Origin of the sequence: Cupriavidus sp. BIC8F (genome assembly GCF_032465815.1) — a bacterium.
In the GTDB taxonomy this organism is placed as follows: Bacteria; Pseudomonadota; Gammaproteobacteria; order Burkholderiales; family Burkholderiaceae; genus Cupriavidus; species Cupriavidus necator.
Genome location: NZ_CP136095.1, coordinates 2331819 through 2355026 on the forward strand (window position 1 = coordinate 2331819; position 23208 = coordinate 2355026).

The window sequence follows — 23208 nt, forward strand, 5'->3', positions numbered from 1 at the left end:
ACAAGCAGATAATGGTGGTCGCGAAGACGGTCACCACCGGGGGGCGGCGCCATGCAAATCCTGCTTTCCCTGATGTCCGGGGTTGCACTACTGATCTGGGGCGCGCATGTGACGCGCCACGGCATGCTGGAGGTATTGGGGCCGCGCTTGCGCCTGGTGCTGGCCGCGGGCACGGCCAGTCCCGCGCGAGGCTTCCTGGCCGGGCTGGGCGTGACCGCGCTGATCCAGAGCAGCAGCGCCACGGCGCTGATGACGAGCGCCTTTGTCGCAGGGGGCCTGGTGTCGTTGCCGGCGGCACTGCCGATCGTGCTCGGTGCCGACGTCGGCACCAGCCTGATGGCGCGCTTGCTGTCGGTCGACATCTCGTGGCTCTCGCCACTGCTGCTGGTGATCGGCATCGCACTGCGCCTGTCCGGCAAGGCCAGCCTGCGCGGACAGACTGGCGAAGTCATCGTGGGACTGGGGCTGATCACGCTGGCCTTGCAGCTGATCCGCCTCTACGCCGCGCCGCTGCTGCACGCCGAGATCGTGCGCGCCATCTTCACCTCGCTTGGCCATGACGCACTGCTGGCGCTGGTGATCGGCGCCCTCGTGACGTTGCTCGCGTACTCCAGCCTGGCCGCGGTACTGCTGACCGCAACGCTGGCCATGGGCGGCGTCATCGGCCCTGCCACCGCCTTGCCGCTGGTGCTTGGCGCCAATCTTGGCAGCGGCCTGATTGCCTGCCTGGCCAATTCCGGCGGTCCGCCTGCCGCGCGGCGGGTATCGCTCGCGAACCTGATCTTCCGGTTCGTGGGGATACTGGCATTCCTGCCGCTGCTGGACGCGATGCCCTGGCTGCTGGCCCGCCTGGGCAGCAGTGCCGGCACCATGGCCATTGACTTCCACATGGCATTCAACGTGACCCTGGCCGCAACCCTGGTCTGGTTCGTCAACCCGGTGGCGTCCCTGTGCACCCGATGGCTGCCTGATGCGCACGACGACGCAGCGCCCGGCGGCGCGCGCTACCTGAGCCGGGGCGACCTGCGGCATCCTTCCGTCGCCCTGGGCAATGCCACGCGCGAAGTCGTGCGCATCGGCGACGTGATCGAGGAGATGCTCCATGGCATGAAGCTCTCGATCGTGGGCAACGACCGCGCCATGAACGCCCGCTGCCGGGCGCTGGACGACCGCATCGACGCACTCTATTCGTCGGTCAAGATGTACCTGACCGACGTCGACGCCGGCAGCCTCGACGGTGAGGATTCCGCGCGCTGGGATAAAATCATGCTGGTGAACATCAACCTGGAATATGCGGGCGATATCGTCGAACGCATCCTGGTCGATCTGGACCAGCGCAAACTGAGCCGCAACTACTGCTTCTCGGATGAGGGCAGCGCCGAACTGCTCGAGCTTTGCGACATGCTGGTGGCCAACCTGCGCACCAGGATGTCGCTCTTTGTTGCCAACGACCGCGCAGCGTCGGCATTGCTAGTCGAGTGCGCCGGCGACTTCCAGGCACGCGCCGGGCGCTTCACCGCCCGCCACATTGCCCGGGTGGCGCAGCGCCGCACCGCGAGCGTGGAAACCAGCGCCTTGCACCTGGACACCCTGCGCGAGCTTTCCCAGATGAACGCGTTGCTGTGCGCAGCGCCGGCAGGCATGCGCGGCGCCCTCCCTGAAGACACCTCGTTCCTGCCCGCCGACAACCCCGGCGCGCCGCACGCACAGGAACGCCTGCTCAGTCCGTGACGCCGCAAGCAGCAGGCAGGCGGCCGGACAGGGCCACAAGGCTTGAACCCAACGACAATCCCCACAGGAGACACTCATGCAGGCAAAGCAACGCAAGCCGAACAGGCGGTCGGAAATCCAGCCGTTGCTCAGGGCGCCGAACGCCATGCCTACCGGCAGCGCCACCGAGATCCACGCCGGGTCGATCAGCGTTTCAGCGCTTTTCCAGTTCTTGCCCAGGAAGTGGACCGGTACCCAGACGATCAGGCCATAGCGCGCGGCATTCTGGAAGCCGATCGACAGGCCCGCGATCAGCAGGCGCGGGTTGCACAGCACGGCCTTGTAGCGCGACCAGGAGCTTTCATTGGCGTCGGTTTCGACCGCCGCGGTCTTCAGCTTCGTCACGCAGATCGAATGCATCCCGCTGCCGGGCCTGCAGGTGGTGCCGGTCGACGAGCCGCTGCTGTCGATCGACTATTCGCTGTGCTGCCTGGAGGTGCGCAAGGAGCGGCCGCTGATTGCGGCGCTGTTCGCGGTCGCGCTGGGCTAGCACCACCCCGTCATCCGCCCCAACCTGCCTGCACCAGCGTAGCCACGCCCACGCCGACCAGGACGGCCCCGGTGAGCCGCACCGCAAGCCTGGTCACGCGCGCACCCGCCGGCATCCATCGTTCGAGCGTCATCGCCAATGTCACCGCTGCCATCACGCGCAGGTCCATCACCCCCATGACGAGCAATGCCGCGGCCAGGCCCGCACAGCACCGGATGCAGTGCAGGCCCAGCCGCAGGCCATCGCGCCACGCCGAGCCGGCATCCGCCGGCAGTGCCCGCGTGCGGCCCGCTGCGTTGGTGCAGCAGGCAAGCTGCCGTGCTTTCCACGCGGTGAACTGCAGCACGCCTGCCATCGCCAAGACCACCGCAGCAGCGAGCGGCGCCGCGCGCGCCAGGCCCTGCGCCTGCGTGGCGATTGCTGCCAGCGCAGCGCCAACCGGGAAAACGGCGAGGCCCGCCATGCCCCACACGAAGAAGTAGCCGGCGCCCGCCAATACCATCGACATGCCCGGGCGCACCTGCCCTGCCGCCGCCAGCGCCTGGCGGTAGCGCCACAGCATCGGTGCCAGCGAGGGCAGCATCATCGGCACCATCATGGCGATCCACATGCCGAGGAAGGCCATTGCCGTGCGGGTCCAGGTCTGGCCGCACATCCGCATCCACGCCATCGACATGGTCCAGCCGCCGGGCATCGGCATCGCGCCCATTGCGGGCATGGATGCATGCCAGGCGAGTGTCGCCGCCACGCCGGCGATGAATAGCACGGCCAGGATGCCAAAGAAGGCAAGGCGCGGGCCGGCGCTGCGTGAGCGCGCCGGCCTGTGCGCGGTGAGTACGCTGGACACAGCCTGCCTCAGCCCTGCTCGTACTCATCGTGCCGGCGCCACCAGACCCCGGCCTCGTTGCGTCCGCGCGGCGCGCGGTCCAGCCACTGGTACATGCCCCACAGGCCATCCAGCCCGCGCGCATAGGTGGAATAGGTGTGGTACACAACGCCATCTTCCAGTGCGAAGGCGCTCATGCCCGGCCGGTCGCGCTGGTACGTCGCGGCATCGGTGCCGCACATGGCAGCAAAGCGGGCCTCGGCTGCAGCGCCGCCGGCCTCCAGCTCGGGGCGCCAGGCGAATGCCGCCTCGCGCCGGTAGTTGTAGTCGATATCGCCCTGGCGTTGTTGCGCTTCGCTGAACCAGACGTTGAAGTCCGTGTTGAAGTCGCTGCCCTGCGAAGACGCCCACGGGAAGGTCCAGCCCATGCGCCGCTGGTACGCCAGCAATTTCGCCAACGGTGCCCGCGACACCGCGGCCAGCGTGACGTCGTGATGCGCCAGGTGGACGGCAAAGCCGTCAAACCCGTCCGCAATCGCGGAGCAGGACGGGCAACCTGCCTGGTAGTCCGGGCCGAACATGAAGTGGTAGACCAGCAGTTGCGTACGTCCCTGGAACAAGTCTGCCAGCGAGGCGCTGCCCGCCGCGGTCTCGAACCGGTAGGGCTTGTCGACCCGAACCCACGGCAACGCCTGGCGCTGCCGTGCCAGTTCATCGCTGCGTCGGCTGAGATCCTTTTCGGCCTCGAGCAGTTCACGCCGCGCGGCGAGCCATGCTTCACGGGTTCCGGTGCTGTGTGTGGTCATCGTGCATCCCTCCGTTGGTTGGTGTTCGTGTGCTAGATTAGGCGCCGGCTTCCAACGGTGGGAGTGACAAGTGTGGCGGGATTTCTGGCGGAATTCGGATGGACTCACGCATTGCCGCCGCGGCGCTCGCGCTCGCCGCGGGTGATCCGCTTGGCGCGCTGAACCGGGTTGCCCTGCGCGACGATCCGCCGGCGCTGGCGCTGCGCGGCATCGCCATGGCGCAGCTTGGCGACTTCATCCGCGCCCGGGCACTGTTGCGCAGCGCGGCGCGCGCCTTCGGTCCGCGGGAAGCCGTAGCGCGCGCCAGGTGCGTGGTGGCCGAAACGGAGATCGCCTTTGTCTCGCGCGACCTGGGCTGGCCGGCAAAGACGCTGGACAGCGCGCGCGCCACCCTTGAAGCGCACGGCGACTGGGTCAACGCCGCCCATGCGCGCTATCTGGCGATCCGCCGGCTGCTGCTGATCGGCCGCATCGACGACGCCGAGCAGGCGCTTGCCGGGCTCGACCCCACCCCCTTCCCGCCCGCGTTGCGCACAGCCCATGCCCTGATCGTGGCGGGCATCGCGATGCGGCGCGTGCAGACCCGGCCGGCGCGCACCGCGCTGGCACAGGCCGCGCGCGCGGCGCAGCGCGCCGGCATCCCATCCTTGAGCGCCGAGGTGGAAAGCGCGGCCCAGGCGCTGCACAGCCCCGCGGCACGCCGCATCGCGCGCGGCGAGGAACGGCCCCTGCTGCTCGAGGAAGTCGAAGCGCTGCTGGCGTCGAAAGCGCTGGTCGTTGATGCGTGCCGCTATGCCGTGCGTTGCGCTGGCACCGCGGTCTCGTTCGCCCGGAGACCGGTGTTGTTCACACTGGCGCGCGCGCTGGCCGAGGCCTGGCCCGCCGACGTGCCGCGGGACACGCTGATCGCGCACGCCTTCCGCACCAGGCACGCCGATGCTTCGCACCGCGCGCGGCTGCGTGTCGAGATCGGTCGGCTGCGCAAGGTGCTTGGCGCATTTGCCGGCATCACCGCAACCGGGCGCGGCTTCGCGCTGGTGCCGCACCGCGCGCGCGAGGTGGTGGTGCTGGCGCGGCCCGTGGAAGAGAAGCACGCGGCGTTGCTCGCCTTGCTGGCCGATGGCGAGTCATGGTCCAGCTCTGCCCTCGCGCTGGCGCTGGATGCCAGCCAGCGCTCGGTGCAACGGGCACTGGAAACGCTTGCGGCCGCGGGCAAGATCCAGTCCCTTGGCCACGGGCGCGCGCGCCGCTGGATGACGCCGCCGGTGCCGGGATTCACGACGACCTTGTTACTCCCCTCGCCGTTGCCGATTGACTAGCATGTAGCCATCCCCAAGCCACCAGGATGACAGCATGAAACGATCACAAGCCGAAGTGCTTCGCGAGTATGGCCCCTTCCCCGGGGTCGAGAACGTCCACGGTGTCAGCTATGACGGCCAGCGGGTCTGGTTTGCCAGCGGAGACAAGCTCAATGCCCTGGACCCGGTCACCGGCAGGACCTTGCGCTCGCTCGATGTCGCCGCCCATGCCGGAACGGCTTTCGACGGCCAGCACCTGTACCAGATTGCCGAGGACCGCATCCAGAAGATCGATCCGCACAGCGGCCGCGTGCTGGCCACGATCCCCGCGCCGGGCGGCGGCGGCGACTCGGGGCTTGCCTGGGCCGAAGGCACGCTGTGGGTGGGCCAGTACCGGGAGCGGAAGATCCACCAGGTCGATCCGCAGACGGGGGCGATCCTGCGCACCATCACGTCGGACCGCTTTGTCACCGGCGTCACCTGGGTCGATGCCGAGCTCTGGCACGGCACCTGGGAAGGCGACCAGAGCGAGCTGCGGCACATCGACCCGCAATCGGGCGTGGTGCTGGAATCGGTCGCCATGCCGGCCGGCGCGGGCGTGTCGGGGCTGGAGTCCGACGGCGGCGACCAGTTCTTCTGCGGCGGCGGCAACAGCGGCAAGATCCGCGCGGTGCGCCGGCCCAGGCCAGCCGGGAAGCGCCCCGCCGACGCCACGGGCAAGTAGCCGGCATTCACGCTGAGCGGACAACGTTCACTATTCCTTACAGACAAGGGCGCTGCCACCATCTATTCTCCTGTCGCAAACGGAATCCCCCACAACAAGGAGAATGCGATGAAATCCGCTCTGGCCCTTCTGGTCGCCTGCAGCGCACTGCTGGGCGGCTGCGTGGTAGCCCCCTATGACGACTACGGCAGCGGCCACCAGGGCTGCCCGCCGGGGCAGGCAAAGAAGGGCAACTGTCGTGTCGACACGTATGGCAACGAGTCCTTCTGCCCGCCGGGCCAGGCCAAGAAAGGCCGCTGCTGAGCCCGCGCCGGCCCCGCACTGACCGGCCGGTCCCGACTGGCGCCGCCTGGCGCCAGCCGGTATTGCACGGGCCGGCCTGACGGACGGAGAATGGCGGGATGCGGGCATCTCGCCCGCAGGAGAGCGCCATGCCATCCCGCACGCCATCCCGGTATCTCGGCAAACTGTGCGTTGCCGCTGTCGTGCTCGGCTCGCTCGGGGCCTGTGCGACCTTGCAGCCGGAACAAACCGGCAAGCAAATGATCGGCAGCCCTGAAAGTGCCGTACGCAGTACATTCGGATCCCCCACCGAGACCTACCGCCTCGCCGACGGCACCACCCGCTGGATCTGGTCGCGCCAACCCCTCGGCCATGAGGTCTATGCCGCTGATTTCGACGCCGGCGGCAAGCTCACCGACTATCGCCAGATGCTGACCGAGACGGAGATCTACCGCGCCCAGGTCGGGACCTGGACCAAGAAAGACGTGCAGGAGCGCTTTGGCCGGCCGCGCGAGCCCATCCAGTACTACCCCCTGATGAAGCGTGAAGCCTGGTCCTGGCGCATGTACAAGACTGGCTTGCAGACCGCGCATTTCAGCTGCTACTTCGATGACGCCGGTGTGCTGCGCCAGACCATGATCATCGTCGACCCGCTCGGCGGCGACTCGCGCCACTCGCGCTGAAGCAAGGCCGGCGAGGCCGCCGGTGCCATTGCCGGCAGCAGGGGCTCCCCGGCCCACGGGCCTTTTTGCGCGCAGAATGGTGGCGATGCGGCAACCGCCGCCAACCCTCCATGCGGAAAACGAACGTGACCACTGCGATCCTGCTCGAGAACATCCACCAGAGCGCCAACGCCCGGCTGACTGAAGCCGGCCTGCAGGTCGAGCGCCGCACCGGCGCCCTGGCCGGTGCCGAACTGCGCCAGGTGCTGGCCAGCCACGACGTGGTCGGCATCCGCTCTGCCACCCACCTGCGCGCCGACGACATCCGCAGCGCGCCCGGGCTGCTCTCGGTGGGCTGCTTCTGCATCGGCACCTCGCAGGTGGACCTGGAAGCCGCCACCACCGCCGGCATCCCGGTGTTCAACGCGCCCTTCTCCAACACCCGCTCGGTGGCCGAGCTGGTGGTGTCCGAAGCGGTGATGCTGCTGCGCCGGATTCCGGAGAAGAACACCCTGGCACACGCCGGCAAATGGGCCAAGGGCGCCGCCGGCGCGTTCGAGGCGCGCGGCAAGACCATTGCCATCGTCGGCTACGGCAATATCGGCTCGCAGGTGGGCGTGCTGGCCGAATCGATGGGCATGCGCGTGGTCTACTACGACGTGCTGGCGCGGCTCTCGCACGGCTCCGCGCGCGCTGCGGGCTCGCTGGAAGAAGCGGTGTCGCAGGCCGAAGTGGTGACCCTGCATGTGCCAGCCACGCCGCGCACGCGCAATATGATCGATGCGCGCATCCTGGCGGCCTGCAAGCCGGGCGCGATCCTGATCAATGCCTCGCGCGGCAGCGTGGTGGACATCGCGGCGCTGGCCGCGGCGCTGCGCGAGAAGCGCCTGGGCGGTGCCGCCATCGACGTGTTCCCGGAGGAGCCGAAGACCAACAACGACCCCTTCGTCAGCGAACTGCAGAACCTGCCCAACGTACTGCTGACCCCGCACGTGGGCGGCAGCACCGAAGAGGCGCAGGAGAATATCGGCACCGAAGTGGCGGCCAAGCTGGCGCACTTCCTGGCCACCGGCGGCACCATCGGCGCCGTCAACTTCCCCGAAGTCGACCCCGGCCCGCTGCACGCGCCGGCGCGGCTGCTCAACGTGCACGGCAACGCGCCGGGCGCCCTGGCGGCACTGAACACGCTGCTGGCGCAGGAGAGCGTGAATATCACCGGCCAGCACCTGCAGACGCGCGGCCACACCGGTTATGTGGTCACCGACCTCGACCGGGTGCCGTCAGACCAGTTGATGCAGGCGCTGCGCACCCATGCAGGCTTTGCCCGCTCGCGGCTGATCCTGCGATAGGACAGCGGCCATCCCCAAGGTCAATTGTCACAAGAGTGTCACAACCCTTAAGAATGTTCTGAGCCCGTCGCTATGATGAATGTGGCCCACGCGCGGATCCGTGGGCCAGCCTTGTGCGGGTTCTCGGTGGCGGCCTGCCTCAGCGCCACGCTGACAATATGAGAGGGTACTCATGAAAACGGTCGAACTCAGCAGGAAGCCCGCCGGCGTTGCCGGCCGGCTGGTCGCAGCAGGTCTTCTGGCAGCCGCGGGGGCCGGCCCCGCTGCGGCGCATACCGGCACCATTACTTTCCTTGGGGGAATCTCGTACCCGTCCTGCGGCTTCAGCCCATCCGCCGGATTGTTGCAGGCAAGCTGCCGGCAGCCGTCGGGGCAGACCGTCTCGGCCCCCTTGCCGATGTCGCCTGCCCGGATGCCCGGGCAAGCCCGCGTCGGCGTGGCAAGGATGGACGTCGAGCCCGCCCGTGCCGGGCAACGCGGCACGCCGGACGCGTACGTGGTGGTAGTGACCTATCAGTAAACGTCACGGCAGGCAGGTGCCCGCACAAGCCGGGCCTGCCTGCCGCCATCCCCTGCCCGCGCCGCGTCAGTCCAGGCGGATATTGGACGCCCGGATCGCTTCAGCCCAGTAGGTCTGCTCCACCTTCACCACATCGGCAAAGGCCGCGGGGGAGCTTCCCTTGACGATAATGCCGAGATCGACCAGCCGCGCGTGCAGCTCGGGGTTGGCCAGCACGCGGTTGACGTCGGCAGACACCTTGTCGACCAGGGCGCGCGGCGTCGCCGCCGGCGCCAACAGGCCCAGCCAGCCCTGGCGCTCCAGCCCGGACACGCCCGCCTCCTGGAAGGTCGGCACATCCGGCAGCAGCGGCGAGCGCGACTGCCCGGCCACGGCGACCACCCTGAGGGCCGTGGAACAATCGCCCGGACCTGATGCCTCTCGCCCAAATATTGCAGATACAGCACTTATGAGCCTGTCCGCCGCATGCGGGCCGGGGTGGCCGGCGGCGGGCATCGCCCATAGGAGAGTGCATTGCATCCCTTTGCCAACCACGCCGTGAACGGCGGCCCACTGCCGCTGCCGATGGTGCTCGCCTCCAAGCTCGCGCCCCCCGTGGCGCACCCCGCCACGATCGGCCGGCCGCACCTGGTCGCGCGCATGGCGCAGGACCGCGCGGCCCGCGTGATCCTGGTGCGGGCCGCGGCCGGCTTTGGCAAGACCACGCTGATGCAGCAGTACACGGAGTACTGTGCAGCGCAGCTGCAAGCCACGGTGTGGCTGCGCCTGGATGCGGGTGACAATGACCTGGAACGGCTGCTGGTCCACCTGGACGCCGGCCTGGCCGCGCTGCGCGGCGGCAAGCGGCGCGGGGCGGCAACGCAGGAGCCGGCCAGCGGGCCGCGCCTGGCACACCGCATCCGGGGGCTGGTGGGCGCCGCGGCACAGCCGTTTGCGATCGTGCTGGACGATTTCGAGACCTTGCAGAGCCCGCCGGCGCTGGACCTGGTGCAGCAGCTGATCGAGGTGATGCCGCCCTGCGGCACGCTGGTGATCGGCTCGCGCACCGCGCCGGAAATCGGCCTGGGCCGGCTGCGCGCTCGCGGGCAGTTACTGGAGATCCCGCCCGCCGCCCTGCACTTTTCCGTCGACGAGGCCACGCAGCTGCTGCGCGGGCGCTGCGGCCTGCCGCTGCGCGACAGCGACATTGCCACGCTGCACCGCCGCACCGAAGGCTGGGCCACCGCGATCCACCTGGCCGCGCTGTCGCTGCAGCAGCGCAGCGACCACGCCGCCTTCGTCACCGCGTTTTCCGGCACCCACCTGGAACTGGGCGAATTCCTGGCCGAGGACATCCTGGCGCGGCAGTCCGACGCGTGCCGTGCCTTCCTGCTGGAAACCAGCGTGCTGGGCCAGCTGAGCGCGCCGCTGTGCGACGCCCTCACCGGCCGCGCCGATGCGCGCGCGATGCTGGATCACCTCGAACGCGCCAACTTGCTGCTGTTCCCGCTCGATGCCGAACGCACGTGGTACCGCTACCACCGGCTCTTTGCCAGCTTCCTGCGGCACCGGCTGGCCGTGCAGGCGCCGGAACGGGTGGCGCCGCTGCACCTGGCCGCCGCGCACTGGTACCTGGAGCACGGCTACCCGATCCCCGCGGTGGACCACCTGCTGCAGGCCGGCCGGCATGACGAGGCCCTCGGCGCCATTGCCAGCCAGTCCTACTCGCTGCTGGGCACTGGTCGGGTGCGCCTGCTGTTGCGCTGGTTCGACCAGATCCATCCCGCAACGCTGGCGCGGCAGCCGGCGCTGGCGCTGACGCGCGCTTGGGTACTGCTGCTCAACCGGCGCCACCCCGAGGCCATGGCCGCACTGGCGTCATTCCAGCCCGAACTAGAGCAACTCGGCGACGACAACCAGCGCGCGCGCCTGGGGGTGGAAGCACAGACCATCCACTGCGTGCTGCTGGCCATGACGGATCAGGTCGAGGCCTGCCGCGATGCCGCCAGCGCGCACCTGCGCCGCCTGGCGCCGGACGAGCGCTTCCAGTACCGCATCCTGGCCAACTCGCTGGCCTACGCGCTGATCTGCACGCACCGCTACGACGAAGCGCGCAGCAGCCGCAGTCGGTACGCGGCGTCAGCGACACGCTGGAAGGCGTGATCGACCTGGTGCAGGGACGCCTGGGCAACGCGCTGGCGCGCCTGCGCGCAGCGTCCGGTGATGGCCCGGGCAGCGACGTGTTCTGGGCACTGGCGCTGTATGAGCACGACGCGCTGGAAGAGGCCGGGCGCCTGCTGGCCAATGCCCTGCCCTACAGCAAGGGCAACGGCCCGCCCGATTCGATGATCGCCTGCCACGTGCTGAGCGCGCGGCTGGCGCTGGCGCGCGGGGACCGCGGCCAGTGGCTGCAGCGCCTGGCTGAACTGGAGCAACTGGGACAGCAGTGCGGCACCGCGCGCATCGTGTGCTCGGCCTGGCTGGAGCGCGCACGCGCCGCCACGCTGGAAGGCAAGCTGGAAACGGCATTGCAGGCGTTGCAGGCCGCCGACCTGTACGGCGGCTGGGAAGCGCTGGACGCCACCGGCCATGCCAACGATATCGACCGGCCTTCCATCGCGCGCTGCCGGCTCGACATTGCCCGCGGCAATATCGCGCCGGCGCTGTCCGCGCTGGATGCCGCCATCCCGGCCGCAGTGGCACGCCAGCGCTACTGGCGCCTGATCCGGCTGCGCATCCTGCGCGCCACCGCGCTCGACGGCATGCAGCAACACGATGCCGCCCTGCAGGACATGACCGAAGCCCTGCGCCTGGCCAGCCATGAAGGCTTCCTGCGCTCCTTCCTGGAAGAAGGCGAACGCGTTGCCGTGCTGCTGCGGGCCTGGGCAGGCTCCCATCTGGCACAGGCAGCAGCGCTTGGCGTGGCCGAGCCTTTTGTCGCCAGCCTGCTCGCGCGGCTGCCCGGGCCGGGCTCGACCAAGCCGGCCGCAGAAGCGCCCGCGGAACCGGCGCACCAGCCCGACCAGCTGACCGGGCGCGAACTGGAAGTGCTGCGCATGCTGTCCGCTGGCTACCGCAATCGGGTGATCGCGCAGAAGCTGTTCCTGTCCGAGCTGACCGTCAAGTCGCACCTGCGCCGCATCCATGCCAAGCTGGGCGCGCAAAGCCGCACAGAAGCGGTGGCGCTGGGCCGCGCGCGCGGCATGATCCCGTGAGCCGTGCGCACGGATAAGCGAGTGCAGTCTTGACACCTTGGTTCCTGCTTCCTTTAATGGTGTAACGCATCAGGTGTCTTGCCTGATCACTTTTGCCGATTACTTCAAGCCATGATGGAAACCGGTGAAGTCCACGATCCGCAGCGCAAGCAAGAAGAACTGCGCAGCTTCCTTTTCCTGACCGCCGTGATGGTGCCGGTACTCTCAGTCATCATCGTGGCGGGCTATGGGTTCATTGTCTGGATGACCCAACTGATCAGCGGTCCGCCGTCGCATTGAGCGACCGGGGCGGCATTTGACAAATAAAAACAAGCTGCAGCACAGACTGAAACGGCATCGAACCGGAGCTTGCGCATGCCCGCAGCTAGACGTGCCATCCCCATCCAGCCGCTGCCCGCGAGCGAAGAGTGGCATATCGCCGGCATCGTCGTGCATGCGATTCCCGACAGCCTGGCGCAGGTGCGCGCCGCGATCGAAGCCATCACCGGCGCCGAAGTCCACGCCGCCAGCGATGCCGGCAAGCTCGTGGTCACCATCGAAGCCCCCACCTCGCGCGCCATTGCCGCGCACCTGACGTACCTGCACCAGCTCGAGGGCGTGCTGTCGGCCGCGCTCGTCTACCAGCACAACGAAGACGCCGAGGCAATGCACGAAGCGATGGACCCGGCAATGAACGAGGAGGCAGGCACATGACCATCTCTCGTCGTGATTTCATCAAGCAGACCGCTGTCGCCGCGACCGCATCGGTTGCCGGCGTGACGCTGCCGGCCGGGGCCGCCAACTTTGTCACCGACAGCGACATGACCAAGCTGAAGTGGTCCAAGGCGCCCTGCCGCTTCTGCGGCACCGGCTGCGGCGTGACCGTGGCGGTCAAGGACAACAAAGTGGTGGCCACGCAGGGCGATCCGCAGGCCGAGGTCAACAAGGGTCTGAACTGCGTCAAGGGCTATTTCCTGTCGAAGATCATGTACGGGCAAGACCGGCTGACCAAGCCGCTCATGCGCATGAAGAACGGCAAGTACGACAAGAACGGCGAATTCGCCCCGGTCACGTGGGAGCGCGCCTTCGACGAGATGGAACGCCAGTTCAAGCGCGTGCTGAAGGAAAAAGGGCCGACCGCGGTGGGGATGTTCGGCTCGGGACAATGGACGGTGTGGGAGGGCTATGCCGCGTCCAAGCTCTACAAGGCAGGCTTCCGCTCCAACAATATCGATCCCAACGCGCGCCACTGCATGGCATCGGCCGTGCAGGGCTTCATGCGTACCTTCGGCATGGACGAGCCGATGGGCTGCTACGACGATTTCGAGGCCGCCGATGCCTTCGTGCTGTGGGGCTCGAACATGGCCGAGATGCACCCGATCCTGTGGACCCGCATCACCGACCGGCGCCTGAGCTATCCCAAGACGCGAGTGGCGGTGCTGTCCACCTTCACGCACCGTTCCTTCGACCTGGCCGACATCCCGGTCATCTTCAAGCCGCAGACCGACCTGGCGATGATGAACTACATCGCCCACTACATCATCAAGAACAACAAGGTCAACAAGGACTTCGTCAACAAGCATACGGTCTTCAAGGAAGGCGTGACCGACATCGGCTATGGCCTGCGCCCGGAACATCCGCTGCAGAAGGCGGCCAAGAACGCTGCCGATCCCGGTGCCTCGCGCCCGATCACCTTCGATGACTTCGCGCGCTTCGTGGCCAAGTACGACGCCGACTACGTCAGCAAGCTGTCGGGCGTGCCCAAGGCCAAGCTGGACCAGCTGGCAGAACTGTATGCCGACCCCAACGTCAAGGTGATGTCGCTGTGGACCATGGGCTTCAACCAGCATACGCGCGGCAGCTGGGCCAACAACATGGTCTACAACCTGCACCTGCTGACCGGCAAGATCGCCACGCCGGGCAACAGCCCGTTCTCGCTGACGGGGCAGCCGTCGGCGTGCGGCACCGCGCGCGAGGTGGGCACCTTCTCGCACCGGCTGCCGGCCGACATGGTGGTGACCAACCCCAAGCACCGCGAAGAGGCCGAGCGCATCTGGAAGCTGCCGGCGGGCACCATCCCCGACAAGCCGGGCTACCACGCGGTGCTGCAGAACCGCATGCTCAAGGACGGCAAGCTCAATGCCTACTGGGTGCAGGTCAACAACAATATGCAGGCCGCCGCCAACCTGATGGAAGAAGGCCTGCCGGGCTACCGCAACCCGCAGAACTTCGTGGTGGTGTCCGATGCCTATCCCACCGTGACCGCGCTGGCCGCCGACCTGATCCTGCCCAGCGCGATGTGGGTGGAAAAGGAAGGCGCCTACGGCAATGCCGAGCGCCGCACGCAGTTCTGGCACCAGCTGGTCGATGCACCAGGCGACGCGCGCTCGGACCTGTGGCAGCTGATGGAGTTCTCCAAGCGCTTCAAGGTCGAGGACGTCTGGCCCGCCGAACTGATCGCGAAGAAGCCGGAGTACCGCGGCAAGACCCTGTTCGACGTGCTCTACCGCAATGGCCAGGTCGACAAGTTCCCGCTCAAGGAAGTCAGCGCCGAGTACCACAATGCCGAAGCCAAGGCTTTTGGCTTCTATGTGCAGAAGGGCCTGTTTGAAGAGTACGCAACCTTCGGCCGCGGCCACGGCCACGACCTGGCCCCGTTCGACGCCTACCATGAGGCGCGCGGGCTGCGCTGGCCGGTGGTCAACGGCAAGGAGACCCGCTGGCGCTACCGCGAGGGCAGCGACCCTTATGTCAAGGCCGGCACCGGCTACCAGTTCTACGGCAACCCCGACGGCAAGGCGGTGATCTTCGCCCTGCCCTACGAGCCGGCGGCGGAATCGCCCGACAAGGAATACCCGTTCTGGCTCGCCACCGGCCGTGTGCTGGAGCACTGGCATTCCGGCTCGATGACGCGGCGCGTGCCGGAGCTGTACCGCGCCTTCCCCAACGCGGTGGTGTTCATGCATCCGGAAGACGCCAAGGCAATGGGGCTGCGCCGCGGCGTTGAGGTGGAAGTGGTGTCGCGGCGCGGGCGCATGCGCTCGCGCGTGGAAACCCGCGGACGTGACGCGCCGCCGCGCGGGCTGGTGTTCGTGCCGTGGTTCGATGCCAGCCAGCTGATCAACAAGGTGACGCTGGATGCCACCTGCCCGATCTCGCTGCAGACGGACTTCAAGAAGTGCGCGGTCAAGATCGTCAAGGTCTAGCCCGGAATCGAACAGGGAGACGCCATGAAACCAAGCCGATCCTGGATGCCCCTGCTGGCCCTGTGTGCGCTGCTGCTGGCCGTGCTGGCAATACCGGCGCACGCGCAGGGCCTGGTCGACGCGATGCGCGGTCCCACGCCCATCGCCAGCGAGAGCAAGGCGCCGCTGCTCTACCCGACCGAGAACAAGGACATCCGCCGCACCCGCAACTACACCATGCAGCCGCCGACGATCCCGCACAAGATCGACGGCTACCAGGTCGACAAGGACTTCAACCGCTGCATGTTCTGCCACGCCCGCACGCGCACCGAGGAAACCCAGGCGATTCCGGTCAGCATCACGCACTACATGGACCGCGACAACAACGTGCTGGCCGATGTCTCGCCGCGCCGCTACTTCTGCACGCAATGCCATGTGCCGCAGGCCGACGCCAAGCCGCTGGTGGGCAACACCTTCATTGACGTCGAGCAGATGCTCAAGCGCAAGCCCGGCGTCAAGGGCTCATCCAACTAGCGGATGCGCGCCATGCTCGACCTGATCAAGCGTTACTGGCGAACCATCAACCGGCCCAGCGCGTATTTCAGCCTGGGCTTCCTGACGCTCGGCGGCTTTGTCGCCGGCGTGGTGTTCTGGGGCGCGTTCAACACCGCGCTGGAACTGACCAACACCGAGCAGTTCTGCACCGGCTGCCACGAGATGCGCGACAACGTCTACCAGGAGCTGCAGGGCACCATCCACTTCACCAACCGCAGCGGCGTGCGCGCCAAATGCTCGGACTGCCACGTGCCGCACAACTGGACCACCAAGATGGCGCGCAAGATGCAGGCGTCCAAGGAGGTCTGGGCCAAGATCTTCGGCACCGTCGACACCCGCGAAAAATTCCAGGCGCACCGGCTCACGCTGGCCCAGCACGAGTGGGCGCGCTTCAAGGCCAACGATTCACTGGAATGCCGCAACTGCCACGACTACCAGTCGATGGACTTCACGCGACAGAGCCCGCGCGCGCAGGCCATGCATTCCACCTACCTGGCCAACAAGGAGAAGACCTGCATCGACTGCCACAAGGGCATCGCGCACCATCTTCCCGACATCTCCAAGGCCGAGGAGAAATGACGCGTGCCAGTCTGCTCGCCCGCGCCGCCATCCGAGCTTCCGCCTGAATCCCCACGTTGCGCCGCCCCCGTGCTGAGCGCGAGCGGGCTGGCCATCTCGCGCGCCGGACGCCCGGTGTTGCGCGGCATCGACCTCGACCTCGCCGCCGGCGGCCTGCTGCAGGTACTCGGCCCCAACGGCAGCGGCAAGACCAGCCTGCTGCGCGTGCTGTGCGGGCTGGCCATGGCCGATGCCGGCACGCTGCACTGGCGCGGCCGCCCGTTGCGCGCCGCCGACCCTGACTATCAGCACGCGCTGGCGTATGTCGGCCACACCAACGGCATCGACCCTGACCTGAGCCCGGCGGAAAACCTTCGCTTTGCCGCGCGGCTCGCCGGATCGAACGACAGTGCCGATGGCATCGCGCGCGCCCTCGCCGCGCAAGGGCTGGAGCGGGTCGCAAACGCGCCGGTGCGCACGCTCTCGCAAGGGCAGCGGCGGCGCGTCGCACTGGCGCGCCTGTCGCTGGCGCAGCGCGCCCTGTGGCTGCTGGATGAACCGGTGACCGCGCTGGATGCCGATGCCTGCGCGCACTTCGATGCGCAGCTCGGCACGCACCTCGCCGCCGGCGGCATGGCCGTGATCGCCACGCACCAGCTGCTGCCCGCTGGCGGCGCGGTGCTGCACCTGGGGGCGCCGGCATGATGCGCACGCTCGCCGCCATCGTCGCGCACGATGTCTCGCTGTCCTGGCGGCGGCGCGGCAGCCTGCTCGGCGGCGTGGTGTTCTTTGTCATCGCCGCCAGCCTGTTCCCGCTGGCGATCGGCCCCGAGCCGCAGCAGCTGCGCGCGCTGGCGCCCGGCATCCTGTGGGTGACGGCACTGCTGGCGTCGATGCTGTCGCTGTCGCGGCTGTTCGCGCAGGAGCACGCCGATGGCAGCCTGGACCAGCTGCTGCTGTCGCCGCATCCGCTGGCGCTGCTGGTGCTGGCCAAGATCGCCGCGCACTGGCTCACCAGCGGCCTGCCGCTGCTGTTGCTGACACCGCTGCTGGCGCAGCAGTACGGGCTGCCCCTGGGCGCATCGCTGCTGCTGGCGGCGTCGCTGCTGGTGGGCACGCCGGCGCTGAGCCTGATCGGCGCGGTCGGCGCGGCGCTGACGCTGGGCGTGCGCGGCGGCGCGGTGCTGCTGTGCATCCTGGTGCTGCCGCTGTGCGTGCCGGTGCTGGTGTTCGGCGCCAGCGCCGCGGCCGCGGCCGATGCCGGGCTGGACGTGATGCCGCAGTTCTCGCTGCTGGGCGCCTGCCTGGCGCTGTCGCTGTTCCTGTGCCCGCTGGCCACCGCCGCCGGGCTGCGCATTGCCATGGAGACGCCGGCATGAGCCAGCCGCTGCCATCCGTCCACCCCGCTGCCGCGCCGCGGCCCCCAGTCCGCGGCGGCTGGCTGGCCTATGCGGCGCCGGTGCGCTTCTATCCGCTGGCCGGGCGCATGGCCCCGTGGTTCTTTGCCACGGCGGCACTGTTCGCGGTGGCGGGACTGTGGCTCGGCTTTGGCGTGGCCCCCACCGATGCGCAGCAGGGCGAGGTCTACCGCATCATTTTCATCCACGTGCCGGCGGCATGGATGTCGATGTTCATCTACCTGGTCATGGCCGGCTACTGCGCGCTGGCACTGGTGCTGCGCACGCGGCTTTCGTCGATGATGGCCTCGGCGCTGGCGCCCACCGGCGCGCTCTTCACCGCGCTGGCGCTGTGGACCGGCGCGCTGTGGGGCCAGCCCACCTGGGGCACCTGGTGGGTCTGGGATGCGCGGCTCACCTCCGAGCTGATCCTGCTGTTCCTGTACCTCGGCTTTATCGCGCTGGAAGCGGCCATCGACGAGCCGCGCCGGGCCGAGCGCGCGTGCGCGGTGCTGGCGCTGGTGGGGGTGGTCAATATCCCGGTGATCTATTTCTCGGTGCAGTGGTGGAACACGCTGCACCAGGGCGCATCGGTCAGCCTGACCGCGGCGCCGTCGATGGCGGCCACCATGCTGGCTGGCATGCTGCTGATGACGATGGCGTGCTGGATGTACACGGTGGCGGTGGCGCTGGTGCGCGTGCGCTGCATCCTGCGCGAACGCGGCGAGGTGCCGCACGGCCTGGCCATGGTTCCCGGAGAGACCTCATGACGCTGTCCTCGCTGCTGCCCTACGGGCATCACGGCATCTTCATCGCCGGCGCCTTCGGCGTGAGCGCGGTGCTGCTGGCGCTGGAGCTGGTGCTGCTGGCCCGGCGCTGCCGTGCCACGCGCCAGGAAGCCGCCCAATGACACCACGCCAGCGCCGCTTCGGGCTGCTCGCCGCGGCGCTGGCCTGCTGCGGCATCGCGGCGGCGCTGGTGCTCAATGCCTTCCGCTCCAACCTGGTGTTCTTCTTCAGTCCCAGCCAGGTCGCCGCGCAGGAGGCGCCGGTGGCACGCAGCTTCCGGCTGGGCGGCCTGGTGGCACCCGGCTCGATCCGGCGCGAGGGCGACGGCATGACGGTGCGCTTCGTGGTCACCGACACCGCGCGCCAGGTGCCGGTGCTGTACCGCGGCCTGCTGCCCGACCTGTTCCGCGAAGGCAAGGGCGTGGTGGCGCGCGGCCAGCTGCAGGCGGACGGCACCTTCATCGCCAGCGAAGTGCTGGCCAAGCACGATGAAAACTACATGCCGCCCGAAGCCGCCGACGCGCTCAGGCAGGCCGAACAGGTGAACCGCCGCATGGCCGAGGCCGCGCCGGCACAGGGAGTGCGCCAGTGATCGCGGAACTCGGCCATTTCGCGCTGATCGTGGCGCTGCTCGTCGCGCTGGTGCAGGCCGTGGTGCCGCTGGCCGGGGCCGCGCGCGGCCAGCTGGCGTGGATGGCGCTGGCGCGCCCCGCCGCGCGCGTGCAGTGCCTGCTGGTGGCGCTGTCCTTCGCCGCACTGACCTGGTCCTTCGTCAGCAACGACTTCAGCGTGCGCTATGTCGCCGCCAACGCCAACAGCGCGCTGCCGCTGGCGTACCGCATCGCCGCGGTCTGGGGCGGGCACGAGGGCTCGATGCTGCTGTGGACGCTGATGCTGGGCCTGTGGTCGCTGGCCGTGTCCGCGTGCAGCCGGCAGCTGCCGCTGGCCGCCGTGGCCCGCGTGCTGGCCGTGATGGGCGCGATCAGCGCCGGTTTCCTGGCATTCCTGCTGTTCGCCTCCAACCCCTTCGTGCGGCTGCTGCCGCCCGCGATGGAAGGCCGCGACCTCAACCCGCTGCTGCAGGACCCGGGCATGGTGTTCCACCCGCCCCTGCTCTACATGGGCTACGTGGGCTTCTCGGTGACCTTTGCCTTTGCCGTGGCGGCGCTGCTGGCCGGGCGCGTCGATGCCGCCTGGGCACGCTGGTCGCGGCCGTGGACCACGGTGGCGTGGGCCTTCCTGACGCTGGGCATCATGCTGGGCAGCGCCTGGGCCTACTACGAGCTGGGCTGGGGCGGCTGGTGGTTCTGGGATCCGGTCGAGAACGCCTCGTTCATGCCGTGGCTGGCCGGCACCGCGCTGATGCATTCGCTGGCGGTCACCGAGAAGCGCGGCGCCTTCCGCGCCTGGACCGTGCTGCTCGCCATCTTCACCTTCTCGCTGAGCCTGCTGGGCACCTTCCTGGTCCGTTCCGGCGTGCTGACCTCCGTCCACGCCTTCGCCGTGGACCCGAAGCGCGGCATCTTCATCCTGGCGCTGCTGGGGCTGGTTACCGGGCTGGCCCTGGCGCTGTATGCGTGGCGCGCGCCGCGGCTGGCGCGGCGCGTGGAGTTTGCGGCGGTCTCGCGCGAGTCGATGCTGCTGGCCAACAATGTGCTGCTGGCGGTGGCCGCAGCCACGGTGCTGCTGGGCACGCTCTACCCGCTGCTGGTCGATGTGCTGGGGCTGGGCAAGATCTCGGTCGGCCCGGCCTATTTCGAGCAGGTCTTCGTGCCCTTGATGGCCCCCGCGGTGCTGTTGATGGGCGCCGCGCCGCTGGCGCGCTGGCGCCGCGGCAGCCTGCCCGACATGGCGCGCCGCCTGCGCTGGGCCGCCATCGCCAGCGCGGCCATCGGGCTGGGGCTGCTGCTGGTGCTGCGCAACGCGTCGGCGCTGAGCGGGCTGGGGCTGCTGCTGGCGGCCTGGTGCGTGCTGAGCGCCGTGGCCAGCCTGGCGGCGCGTTTGCGCCAACAGCAAGGGCGCCGCCTGGCCGCGCTGCGCCAGTTCACGCCCAGCTACTGGGGCATGCTGCTCGCCCACGGCGGCGTGGGCGTCTTTATCGCCGGCGTGACGCTGGTATCCGGCCAGGAAAGCCTGCGCGAGCTGCCGATGCGCGCCGGCGACAGTGTCAGCGTGGGCGGCTATGACTTCCGCTTTGCCGGCGTGACCCAGGCCGGCGGGCCCAACTACGACGCGCTGCGCGGCACGCTGGTGGCCTCGCGCAATGGCAGGCGGGTAGCACTGCTCCACCCCGAGCGCCGCATCTACCGCAGCCAGGACATGCCCACCACCGAGGCCGCGATCGACAGCGGCCTGGCGCGCGACCTCTACGTGGCGCTGGGCGAGAATGTCGGCAACAGCGTCGATGGCGGCGCCTGGGCCGTGCGCATCCACGTCAAGCCCTTTGTCGACTGGATCTGGGCCGGCTGCGTGCTGATGGCGCTGGGCGGGCTGCTGGCCGTCTGCGACAAGCGTTACCGGCTGCGCCGCCGTGCCGCCAATCCTGCCGCCGCGCCGGATGCGCCGGATGCACCCGCAGTGCCGGCATTGGCCTCCGCCCATGAGGAGACGCCCGCGTGACGCGTTTCCTGCTGCCGCTGGCCGCCTTCCTCGCCCTTGCCGTCGCGCTGGCCGCCGGGCTGCGCCACGACCCGCGCGAACTGCCCTCGCCGCTGGTCGGCAAGGCCGCGCCGGCGTTCCGCCTGCCGCTGCTAGAGCCCGAAGGCCGCACGCTGGCCAGTGCCGACATGCGCGGCAAGGTCTGGCTACTGAATGTGTGGGCGTCGTGGTGCGCGGCCTGCCGCTCCGAGCATCCGCTGCTGGTGGATTTTGCCGCGCGCTCGCCGGTGCCGCTGTATGGCCTCAACTACAAGGACGAGACCGGCGCCGCGCGCGACTGGCTGCAGCGGCTGGGCAATCCCTATGCGGCTTCGCTGGTAGACGCCGACGGCCGCGTCGGCATCGACTACGGCGTCTACGGCGTGCCCGAGACCTTTGTCATCGACCAGCACGGCGTGGTGCGCTACCGCCAGGTGGGCCCGGTCACGCGCGAGGTGCTGGAGCGCAAGCTGATCCCGCTGATCGAGCAGCTGGAACGACAGGGAGACAGCCATGCGTAGCCGGATCCGCGCTACGCTTGCCGTGTGGCTTTGCTGCGTCTCGCTGCAGGCGACGGCGCTGACGGAAGCCGAACTCGATGCCCGCGTGCACGCGCTGTCCAACGAGTTGCGCTGCCTGGTCTGCCAGAACCAGACCCTGGCCGACTCCAACGCCGACCTGGCAGTCGACCTGCGGCGCCAGATCCGCGCGCAGTTGCGCGGCGGCGCCAGCGACGAGGCGGTGAAGGACTACCTGGTGCAGCGCTATGGCGAATTCGTGCTGTACAAGCCGCCGCTGCGGCCGCTGACGTGGCTGCTGTGGTTCGGTCCGCTGCTGCTGGTGGCCGGCGTGGCGGCCGCCATCGTGCGAGCGCGCTCGCGCAGCCGCCAGGCCGAAGCCACGCTCGACGACAGCGCGCAGCGCCAGCTAGCGGCCTTGCTGGACGAATCGACTACCACGCCCATGGAGCACCGCCAGCCATGACCACCTTCTGGCTGCTCGCCGCCGCCCTGATCGCCGCCACCACCGCCTGCCTGCTGTGGCCGCTGCTGCGCCGCCAGGCTGTGCCAGACCCGGGCACGCCGGAACGCACCTTGCTGGTTGACCTGTACCACGACCAGCTGCGCGAGCTCGACACCGACCTGCGCGGCGGCACCCTCACCGCGGCGCGCCACGCCGAAGCCCGCGACGAACTCGGCCGCCGGCTGCTCGATGACGCCGCCGGCGCCGCCATCGGCACGGGACGGGCCGGCACCTCGCCCCTGCTCGCCGCGCTGCTGCTCGCATTGCTTCCCAGCGCCGCCATCCTGCTCTACCTGCACCTGGGCAACCCGGTCGCGCTCTGGCGTGCCGACGACCTGCCCGAAAGCACCGGCAACCAGCACCAGCTGAGCGGCGCGCAGGTCGAGGGCATGGTGAACCAGCTCGCGCAGCGCCTGCGCGAGTCGCCCGGCGACGCGCAGGGCTGGGCCATGCTGGCACGCTCATACAGCGTGATGGAGCGCCATGCCGACGCCGCCGCGGCCTACGCGCGGGCCGTCGAACTGGCGCCGGACGTGGCCGCGCTGCGCTCCGACTACGCCGATGTGCTGGCCAGCCTGAACGGCGGCTCGCTGGATGGCCCACCCATGGCGCAAGTGCGCCAGGCGCTGGCGCTGGACCCGGACGACCCCAAAGCGCTGGCGCTTGCCGCCGGCGCCGCGGCCGAACGCGGCGACAAGCAGGCGGCGATCGGATATTGGGACCACCTGTACCGGCTGCTGCCGGCGGATTCGCAGACCGCGGCGCGCATCGCCGCCAACCTCGCGGCCGCGCGCGGCACGGCTGCCGCAGCGCAAACCCCGAAGATCACCGGCATGGTCACGCTCAGCGAAAAGGCCGGGCGCACGCCGCAACCCGGCGACACGCTCTTTGTCTATGCGCTGCCCGCCGACGGCTCACGCATGCCGCTGGCAGTACTGCGCCGGCAGGCGCGCGATTTGCCGCTGTCGTTCACGCTGGATGACGCGATGGCGATGCGGCCCGACCACCGGCTGTCAGGGCAGCAACAGGTCATGCTGGAAGCGCGGATTTCCGCCAGCGGCGGCGCCTTGCCGAAGGCCGGGGACCTGGTGGGACGCACCGGACCGGTGGCAGTCGGCACCGAGGGCATCCGCATCGCCATCGACGGCGCGATCGCGCCATAGTG

General features: G+C 69.2%; 27 protein-coding genes and 1 pseudogene. 24 read left to right on the forward strand and 4 right to left on the reverse strand.

What is annotated here, in order from left to right; genetic code table 11:
* Nucleotides 1-51: 51 nt before the first annotated feature.
* Nucleotides 52-1731, forward strand: coding sequence for a Na/Pi cotransporter family protein (locus RS901_RS30805; protein ID WP_316154298.1), 1680 nt, complete (start codon nucleotides 52-54; stop codon nucleotides 1729-1731).
* Nucleotides 1732-1827: 96 nt separating this feature from the next.
* On the opposite strand, the pseudogene RS901_RS30810 reads toward RS901_RS30805, so the two are convergent.
* Nucleotides 1828-2103, reverse strand: a pseudogene (locus RS901_RS30810) (MFS transporter); the annotation flags it as partial.
* On the opposite strand from RS901_RS30810, the gene RS901_RS30815 reads away from it, so the two are divergent.
* Nucleotides 2075-2260, forward strand: coding sequence for a hypothetical protein (locus RS901_RS30815; protein WP_316154299.1), 186 nt, complete (start codon nucleotides 2075-2077; stop codon nucleotides 2258-2260). The pseudogene RS901_RS30810 and the gene RS901_RS30815 sit on opposite strands and share 29 nt — an antisense overlap.
* A 10-nt stretch (nucleotides 2261-2270) precedes the next feature.
* Here RS901_RS30815 and RS901_RS30820 read toward each other — a convergent pair whose 3' ends face one another.
* Together RS901_RS30820 and RS901_RS30825 are read right to left on the reverse strand one after the other, a co-directional pair.
* Entirely contained in the window at nucleotides 2271-3107 is an 837-nt protein-coding gene (locus RS901_RS30820; protein WP_316154300.1) for a DUF2182 domain-containing protein, read from the reverse strand.
* Between the two features lie 8 nt (nucleotides 3108-3115).
* Nucleotides 3116-3892 carry a DUF899 domain-containing protein gene (locus RS901_RS30825; protein WP_316154301.1) on the reverse strand — a complete coding sequence of 259 codons (777 nt, stop codon included), beginning with the start codon at nucleotides 3890-3892 and terminating at the stop codon, nucleotides 3116-3118.
* Nucleotides 3893-3990: 98 nt separating this feature from the next.
* Between RS901_RS30825 and RS901_RS30830 the strand changes: the two genes are divergently transcribed.
* The 6 genes from RS901_RS30830 (at nucleotide 3991) to RS901_RS30855 (ending at nucleotide 8727) form a co-directional block, all read left to right on the forward strand.
* Nucleotides 3991-5211: a helix-turn-helix domain-containing protein gene (locus RS901_RS30830; RefSeq protein ID WP_316154302.1), complete on the forward strand. Its 1221-nt coding sequence runs from the start codon at nucleotides 3991-3993 to the stop codon at nucleotides 5209-5211.
* A gap of 34 nt (nucleotides 5212-5245) precedes the next feature.
* A complete protein-coding gene (locus RS901_RS30835) occupies nucleotides 5246-5914 on the forward strand; it encodes a glutamine cyclotransferase (protein WP_316154303.1) in 669 nt (222 codons plus the stop codon).
* 108 nt (nucleotides 5915-6022) lie between these two features.
* The gene (locus tag RS901_RS30840) at nucleotides 6023-6217 is read left to right on the forward strand and encodes a hypothetical protein (RefSeq protein WP_013952470.1); all 195 of its coding nucleotides are present in this window, start codon (nucleotides 6023-6025) and stop codon (nucleotides 6215-6217) included.
* Between the two features lie 128 nt (nucleotides 6218-6345).
* Nucleotides 6346-6879 (forward strand): hypothetical protein, encoded by a 534-nt coding sequence (locus tag RS901_RS30845; protein ID WP_316154305.1) that lies wholly within the window; start codon nucleotides 6346-6348, stop codon nucleotides 6877-6879.
* A 110-nt stretch (nucleotides 6880-6989) separates the two neighbouring features.
* Nucleotides 6990-8207: a phosphoglycerate dehydrogenase gene (serA, locus tag RS901_RS30850; protein WP_316154307.1), complete on the forward strand. Its 1218-nt coding sequence runs from the start codon at nucleotides 6990-6992 to the stop codon at nucleotides 8205-8207.
* 172 nt (nucleotides 8208-8379) lie between these two features.
* A complete protein-coding gene (locus RS901_RS30855) occupies nucleotides 8380-8727 on the forward strand; it encodes a hypothetical protein (protein ID WP_316154308.1) in 348 nt (115 codons plus the stop codon).
* Nucleotides 8728-8793: 66 nt separating this feature from the next.
* Here the strand turns inward: RS901_RS30855 and RS901_RS30860 are convergent, their stop codons facing one another.
* On the reverse strand, nucleotides 8794-9099 hold the full coding sequence (locus tag RS901_RS30860) for a tripartite tricarboxylate transporter substrate-binding protein (protein WP_316154309.1): 306 nt from the start codon (nucleotides 9097-9099) through the stop codon (nucleotides 8794-8796).
* A 141-nt stretch (nucleotides 9100-9240) separates the two neighbouring features.
* Here RS901_RS30860 and RS901_RS30865 point away from each other — a divergent pair, with 141 nt between their 5' ends.
* The 16 genes from RS901_RS30865 (at nucleotide 9241) to ccmI (ending at nucleotide 23206) form a co-directional block, all read left to right on the forward strand.
* Entirely contained in the window at nucleotides 9241-10869 is a 1629-nt protein-coding gene (locus RS901_RS30865) for a hypothetical protein (protein ID WP_316154310.1), read from the forward strand.
* Nucleotides 10866-11921, forward strand: a complete 1056-nt coding sequence (locus tag RS901_RS30870; RefSeq protein ID WP_316154311.1) for a LuxR C-terminal-related transcriptional regulator — start codon at nucleotides 10866-10868, stop codon at nucleotides 11919-11921. The genes RS901_RS30865 and RS901_RS30870 overlap by 4 nt, the downstream gene beginning before the upstream one ends.
* A gap of 114 nt (nucleotides 11922-12035) precedes the next feature.
* Nucleotides 12036-12200 carry a periplasmic nitrate reductase, NapE protein gene (gene napE, locus RS901_RS30875; protein ID WP_316157330.1) on the forward strand — a complete coding sequence of 55 codons (165 nt, stop codon included), beginning with the start codon at nucleotides 12036-12038 and terminating at the stop codon, nucleotides 12198-12200.
* 75 nt (nucleotides 12201-12275) lie between these two features.
* A complete protein-coding gene (locus tag RS901_RS30880) occupies nucleotides 12276-12614 on the forward strand; it encodes a chaperone NapD (protein WP_013952464.1) in 339 nt (112 codons plus the stop codon).
* Nucleotides 12611-15106 carry a periplasmic nitrate reductase subunit alpha gene (gene napA, locus RS901_RS30885; RefSeq protein WP_316154312.1) on the forward strand — a complete coding sequence of 832 codons (2496 nt, stop codon included), beginning with the start codon at nucleotides 12611-12613 and terminating at the stop codon, nucleotides 15104-15106. The genes RS901_RS30880 and napA overlap by 4 nt, the downstream gene beginning before the upstream one ends.
* 24 nt (nucleotides 15107-15130) lie before the next feature.
* Nucleotides 15131-15619, forward strand: coding sequence for a nitrate reductase cytochrome c-type subunit (locus RS901_RS30890; RefSeq protein ID WP_316154313.1), 489 nt, complete (start codon nucleotides 15131-15133; stop codon nucleotides 15617-15619).
* Between the two features lie 12 nt (nucleotides 15620-15631).
* Nucleotides 15632-16219, forward strand: a complete 588-nt coding sequence (locus tag RS901_RS30895; protein WP_189374239.1) for a cytochrome c3 family protein — start codon at nucleotides 15632-15634, stop codon at nucleotides 16217-16219.
* 69 nt (nucleotides 16220-16288) lie between these two features.
* Nucleotides 16289-16903: a cytochrome c biogenesis heme-transporting ATPase CcmA gene (ccmA, locus tag RS901_RS30900; protein WP_316154314.1), complete on the forward strand. Its 615-nt coding sequence runs from the start codon at nucleotides 16289-16291 to the stop codon at nucleotides 16901-16903.
* A complete protein-coding gene (ccmB, locus tag RS901_RS30905; protein ID WP_035819421.1) occupies nucleotides 16900-17577 on the forward strand; it encodes a heme exporter protein CcmB in 678 nt (225 codons plus the stop codon). The genes ccmA and ccmB overlap by 4 nt, the downstream gene beginning before the upstream one ends.
* A complete protein-coding gene (locus RS901_RS30910) occupies nucleotides 17574-18365 on the forward strand; it encodes a heme ABC transporter permease (RefSeq protein ID WP_316154315.1) in 792 nt (263 codons plus the stop codon). Before ccmB ends, RS901_RS30910 begins: the two co-directional genes overlap by 4 nt.
* Complete coding sequence (gene ccmD, locus RS901_RS30915; protein ID WP_316154316.1) at nucleotides 18362-18505, forward strand: heme exporter protein CcmD; 144 nt, start codon at nucleotides 18362-18364, stop codon at nucleotides 18503-18505. Before RS901_RS30910 ends, ccmD begins: the two co-directional genes overlap by 4 nt.
* Nucleotides 18502-18975, forward strand: a complete 474-nt coding sequence (gene ccmE, locus RS901_RS30920) for a cytochrome c maturation protein CcmE (RefSeq protein ID WP_114131623.1) — start codon at nucleotides 18502-18504, stop codon at nucleotides 18973-18975. Before ccmD ends, ccmE begins: the two co-directional genes overlap by 4 nt.
* Nucleotides 18972-21002, forward strand: coding sequence for a heme lyase CcmF/NrfE family subunit (locus RS901_RS30925; RefSeq protein WP_316154317.1), 2031 nt, complete (start codon nucleotides 18972-18974; stop codon nucleotides 21000-21002). The genes ccmE and RS901_RS30925 overlap by 4 nt, the downstream gene beginning before the upstream one ends.
* On the forward strand, nucleotides 20999-21541 hold the full coding sequence (locus tag RS901_RS30930) for a DsbE family thiol:disulfide interchange protein (RefSeq protein ID WP_316154318.1): 543 nt from the start codon (nucleotides 20999-21001) through the stop codon (nucleotides 21539-21541). The genes RS901_RS30925 and RS901_RS30930 overlap by 4 nt, the downstream gene beginning before the upstream one ends.
* The gene (locus RS901_RS30935) at nucleotides 21534-22004 is read left to right on the forward strand and encodes a cytochrome c-type biogenesis protein (protein WP_316154320.1); all 471 of its coding nucleotides are present in this window, start codon (nucleotides 21534-21536) and stop codon (nucleotides 22002-22004) included. Before RS901_RS30930 ends, RS901_RS30935 begins: the two co-directional genes overlap by 8 nt.
* Nucleotides 22001-23206: a c-type cytochrome biogenesis protein CcmI gene (ccmI, locus tag RS901_RS30940; protein ID WP_316154323.1), complete on the forward strand. Its 1206-nt coding sequence runs from the start codon at nucleotides 22001-22003 to the stop codon at nucleotides 23204-23206. Before RS901_RS30935 ends, ccmI begins: the two co-directional genes overlap by 4 nt.
* The last annotated feature ends 2 nt before the right edge of the window (nucleotides 23207-23208 follow it).

Coding starts and splice junctions, on each gene's coding strand:
- RS901_RS30840 (WP_013952470.1), top strand. CDS start 6,023: ATGAAATCCGCTCTGGCCCTTCTGGTCGCCTGCAGCGCACTGCTGGGC.
- serA (WP_316154307.1), top strand. CDS start 6,990: ATGCGGAAAACGAACGTGACCACTGCGATCCTGCTCGAGAACATCCAC.
- ccmE (WP_114131623.1), top strand. CDS start 18,502: ATGACACCACGCCAGCGCCGCTTCGGGCTGCTCGCCGCGGCGCTGGCC.
- RS901_RS30855 (WP_316154308.1), top strand. CDS start 8,380: ATGAAAACGGTCGAACTCAGCAGGAAGCCCGCCGGCGTTGCCGGCCGG.
- RS901_RS30895 (WP_189374239.1), top strand. CDS start 15,632: ATGCTCGACCTGATCAAGCGTTACTGGCGAACCATCAACCGGCCCAGC.
- ccmB (WP_035819421.1), top strand. CDS start 16,900: ATGATGCGCACGCTCGCCGCCATCGTCGCGCACGATGTCTCGCTGTCC.
- napA (WP_316154312.1), top strand. CDS start 12,611: ATGACCATCTCTCGTCGTGATTTCATCAAGCAGACCGCTGTCGCCGCG.
- napE (WP_316157330.1), top strand. CDS start 12,036: ATGGAAACCGGTGAAGTCCACGATCCGCAGCGCAAGCAAGAAGAACTG.
- RS901_RS30805 (WP_316154298.1), top strand. CDS start 52: ATGCAAATCCTGCTTTCCCTGATGTCCGGGGTTGCACTACTGATCTGG.
- RS901_RS30910 (WP_316154315.1), top strand. CDS start 17,574: ATGAGCCAGCCGCTGCCATCCGTCCACCCCGCTGCCGCGCCGCGGCCC.
- ccmD (WP_316154316.1), top strand. CDS start 18,362: ATGACGCTGTCCTCGCTGCTGCCCTACGGGCATCACGGCATCTTCATC.
- ccmI (WP_316154323.1), top strand. CDS start 22,001: ATGACCACCTTCTGGCTGCTCGCCGCCGCCCTGATCGCCGCCACCACC.
- RS901_RS30890 (WP_316154313.1), top strand. CDS start 15,131: ATGAAACCAAGCCGATCCTGGATGCCCCTGCTGGCCCTGTGTGCGCTG.
- RS901_RS30835 (WP_316154303.1), top strand. CDS start 5,246: ATGAAACGATCACAAGCCGAAGTGCTTCGCGAGTATGGCCCCTTCCCC.
- RS901_RS30845 (WP_316154305.1), top strand. CDS start 6,346: ATGCCATCCCGCACGCCATCCCGGTATCTCGGCAAACTGTGCGTTGCC.
- RS901_RS30830 (WP_316154302.1), top strand. CDS start 3,991: ATGGACTCACGCATTGCCGCCGCGGCGCTCGCGCTCGCCGCGGGTGAT.
- RS901_RS30880 (WP_013952464.1), top strand. CDS start 12,276: ATGCCCGCAGCTAGACGTGCCATCCCCATCCAGCCGCTGCCCGCGAGC.
- RS901_RS30825 (WP_316154301.1), bottom strand. CDS start 3,892: ATGACCACACACAGCACCGGAACCCGTGAAGCATGGCTCGCCGCGCGG.
- RS901_RS30935 (WP_316154320.1), top strand. CDS start 21,534: ATGCGTAGCCGGATCCGCGCTACGCTTGCCGTGTGGCTTTGCTGCGTC.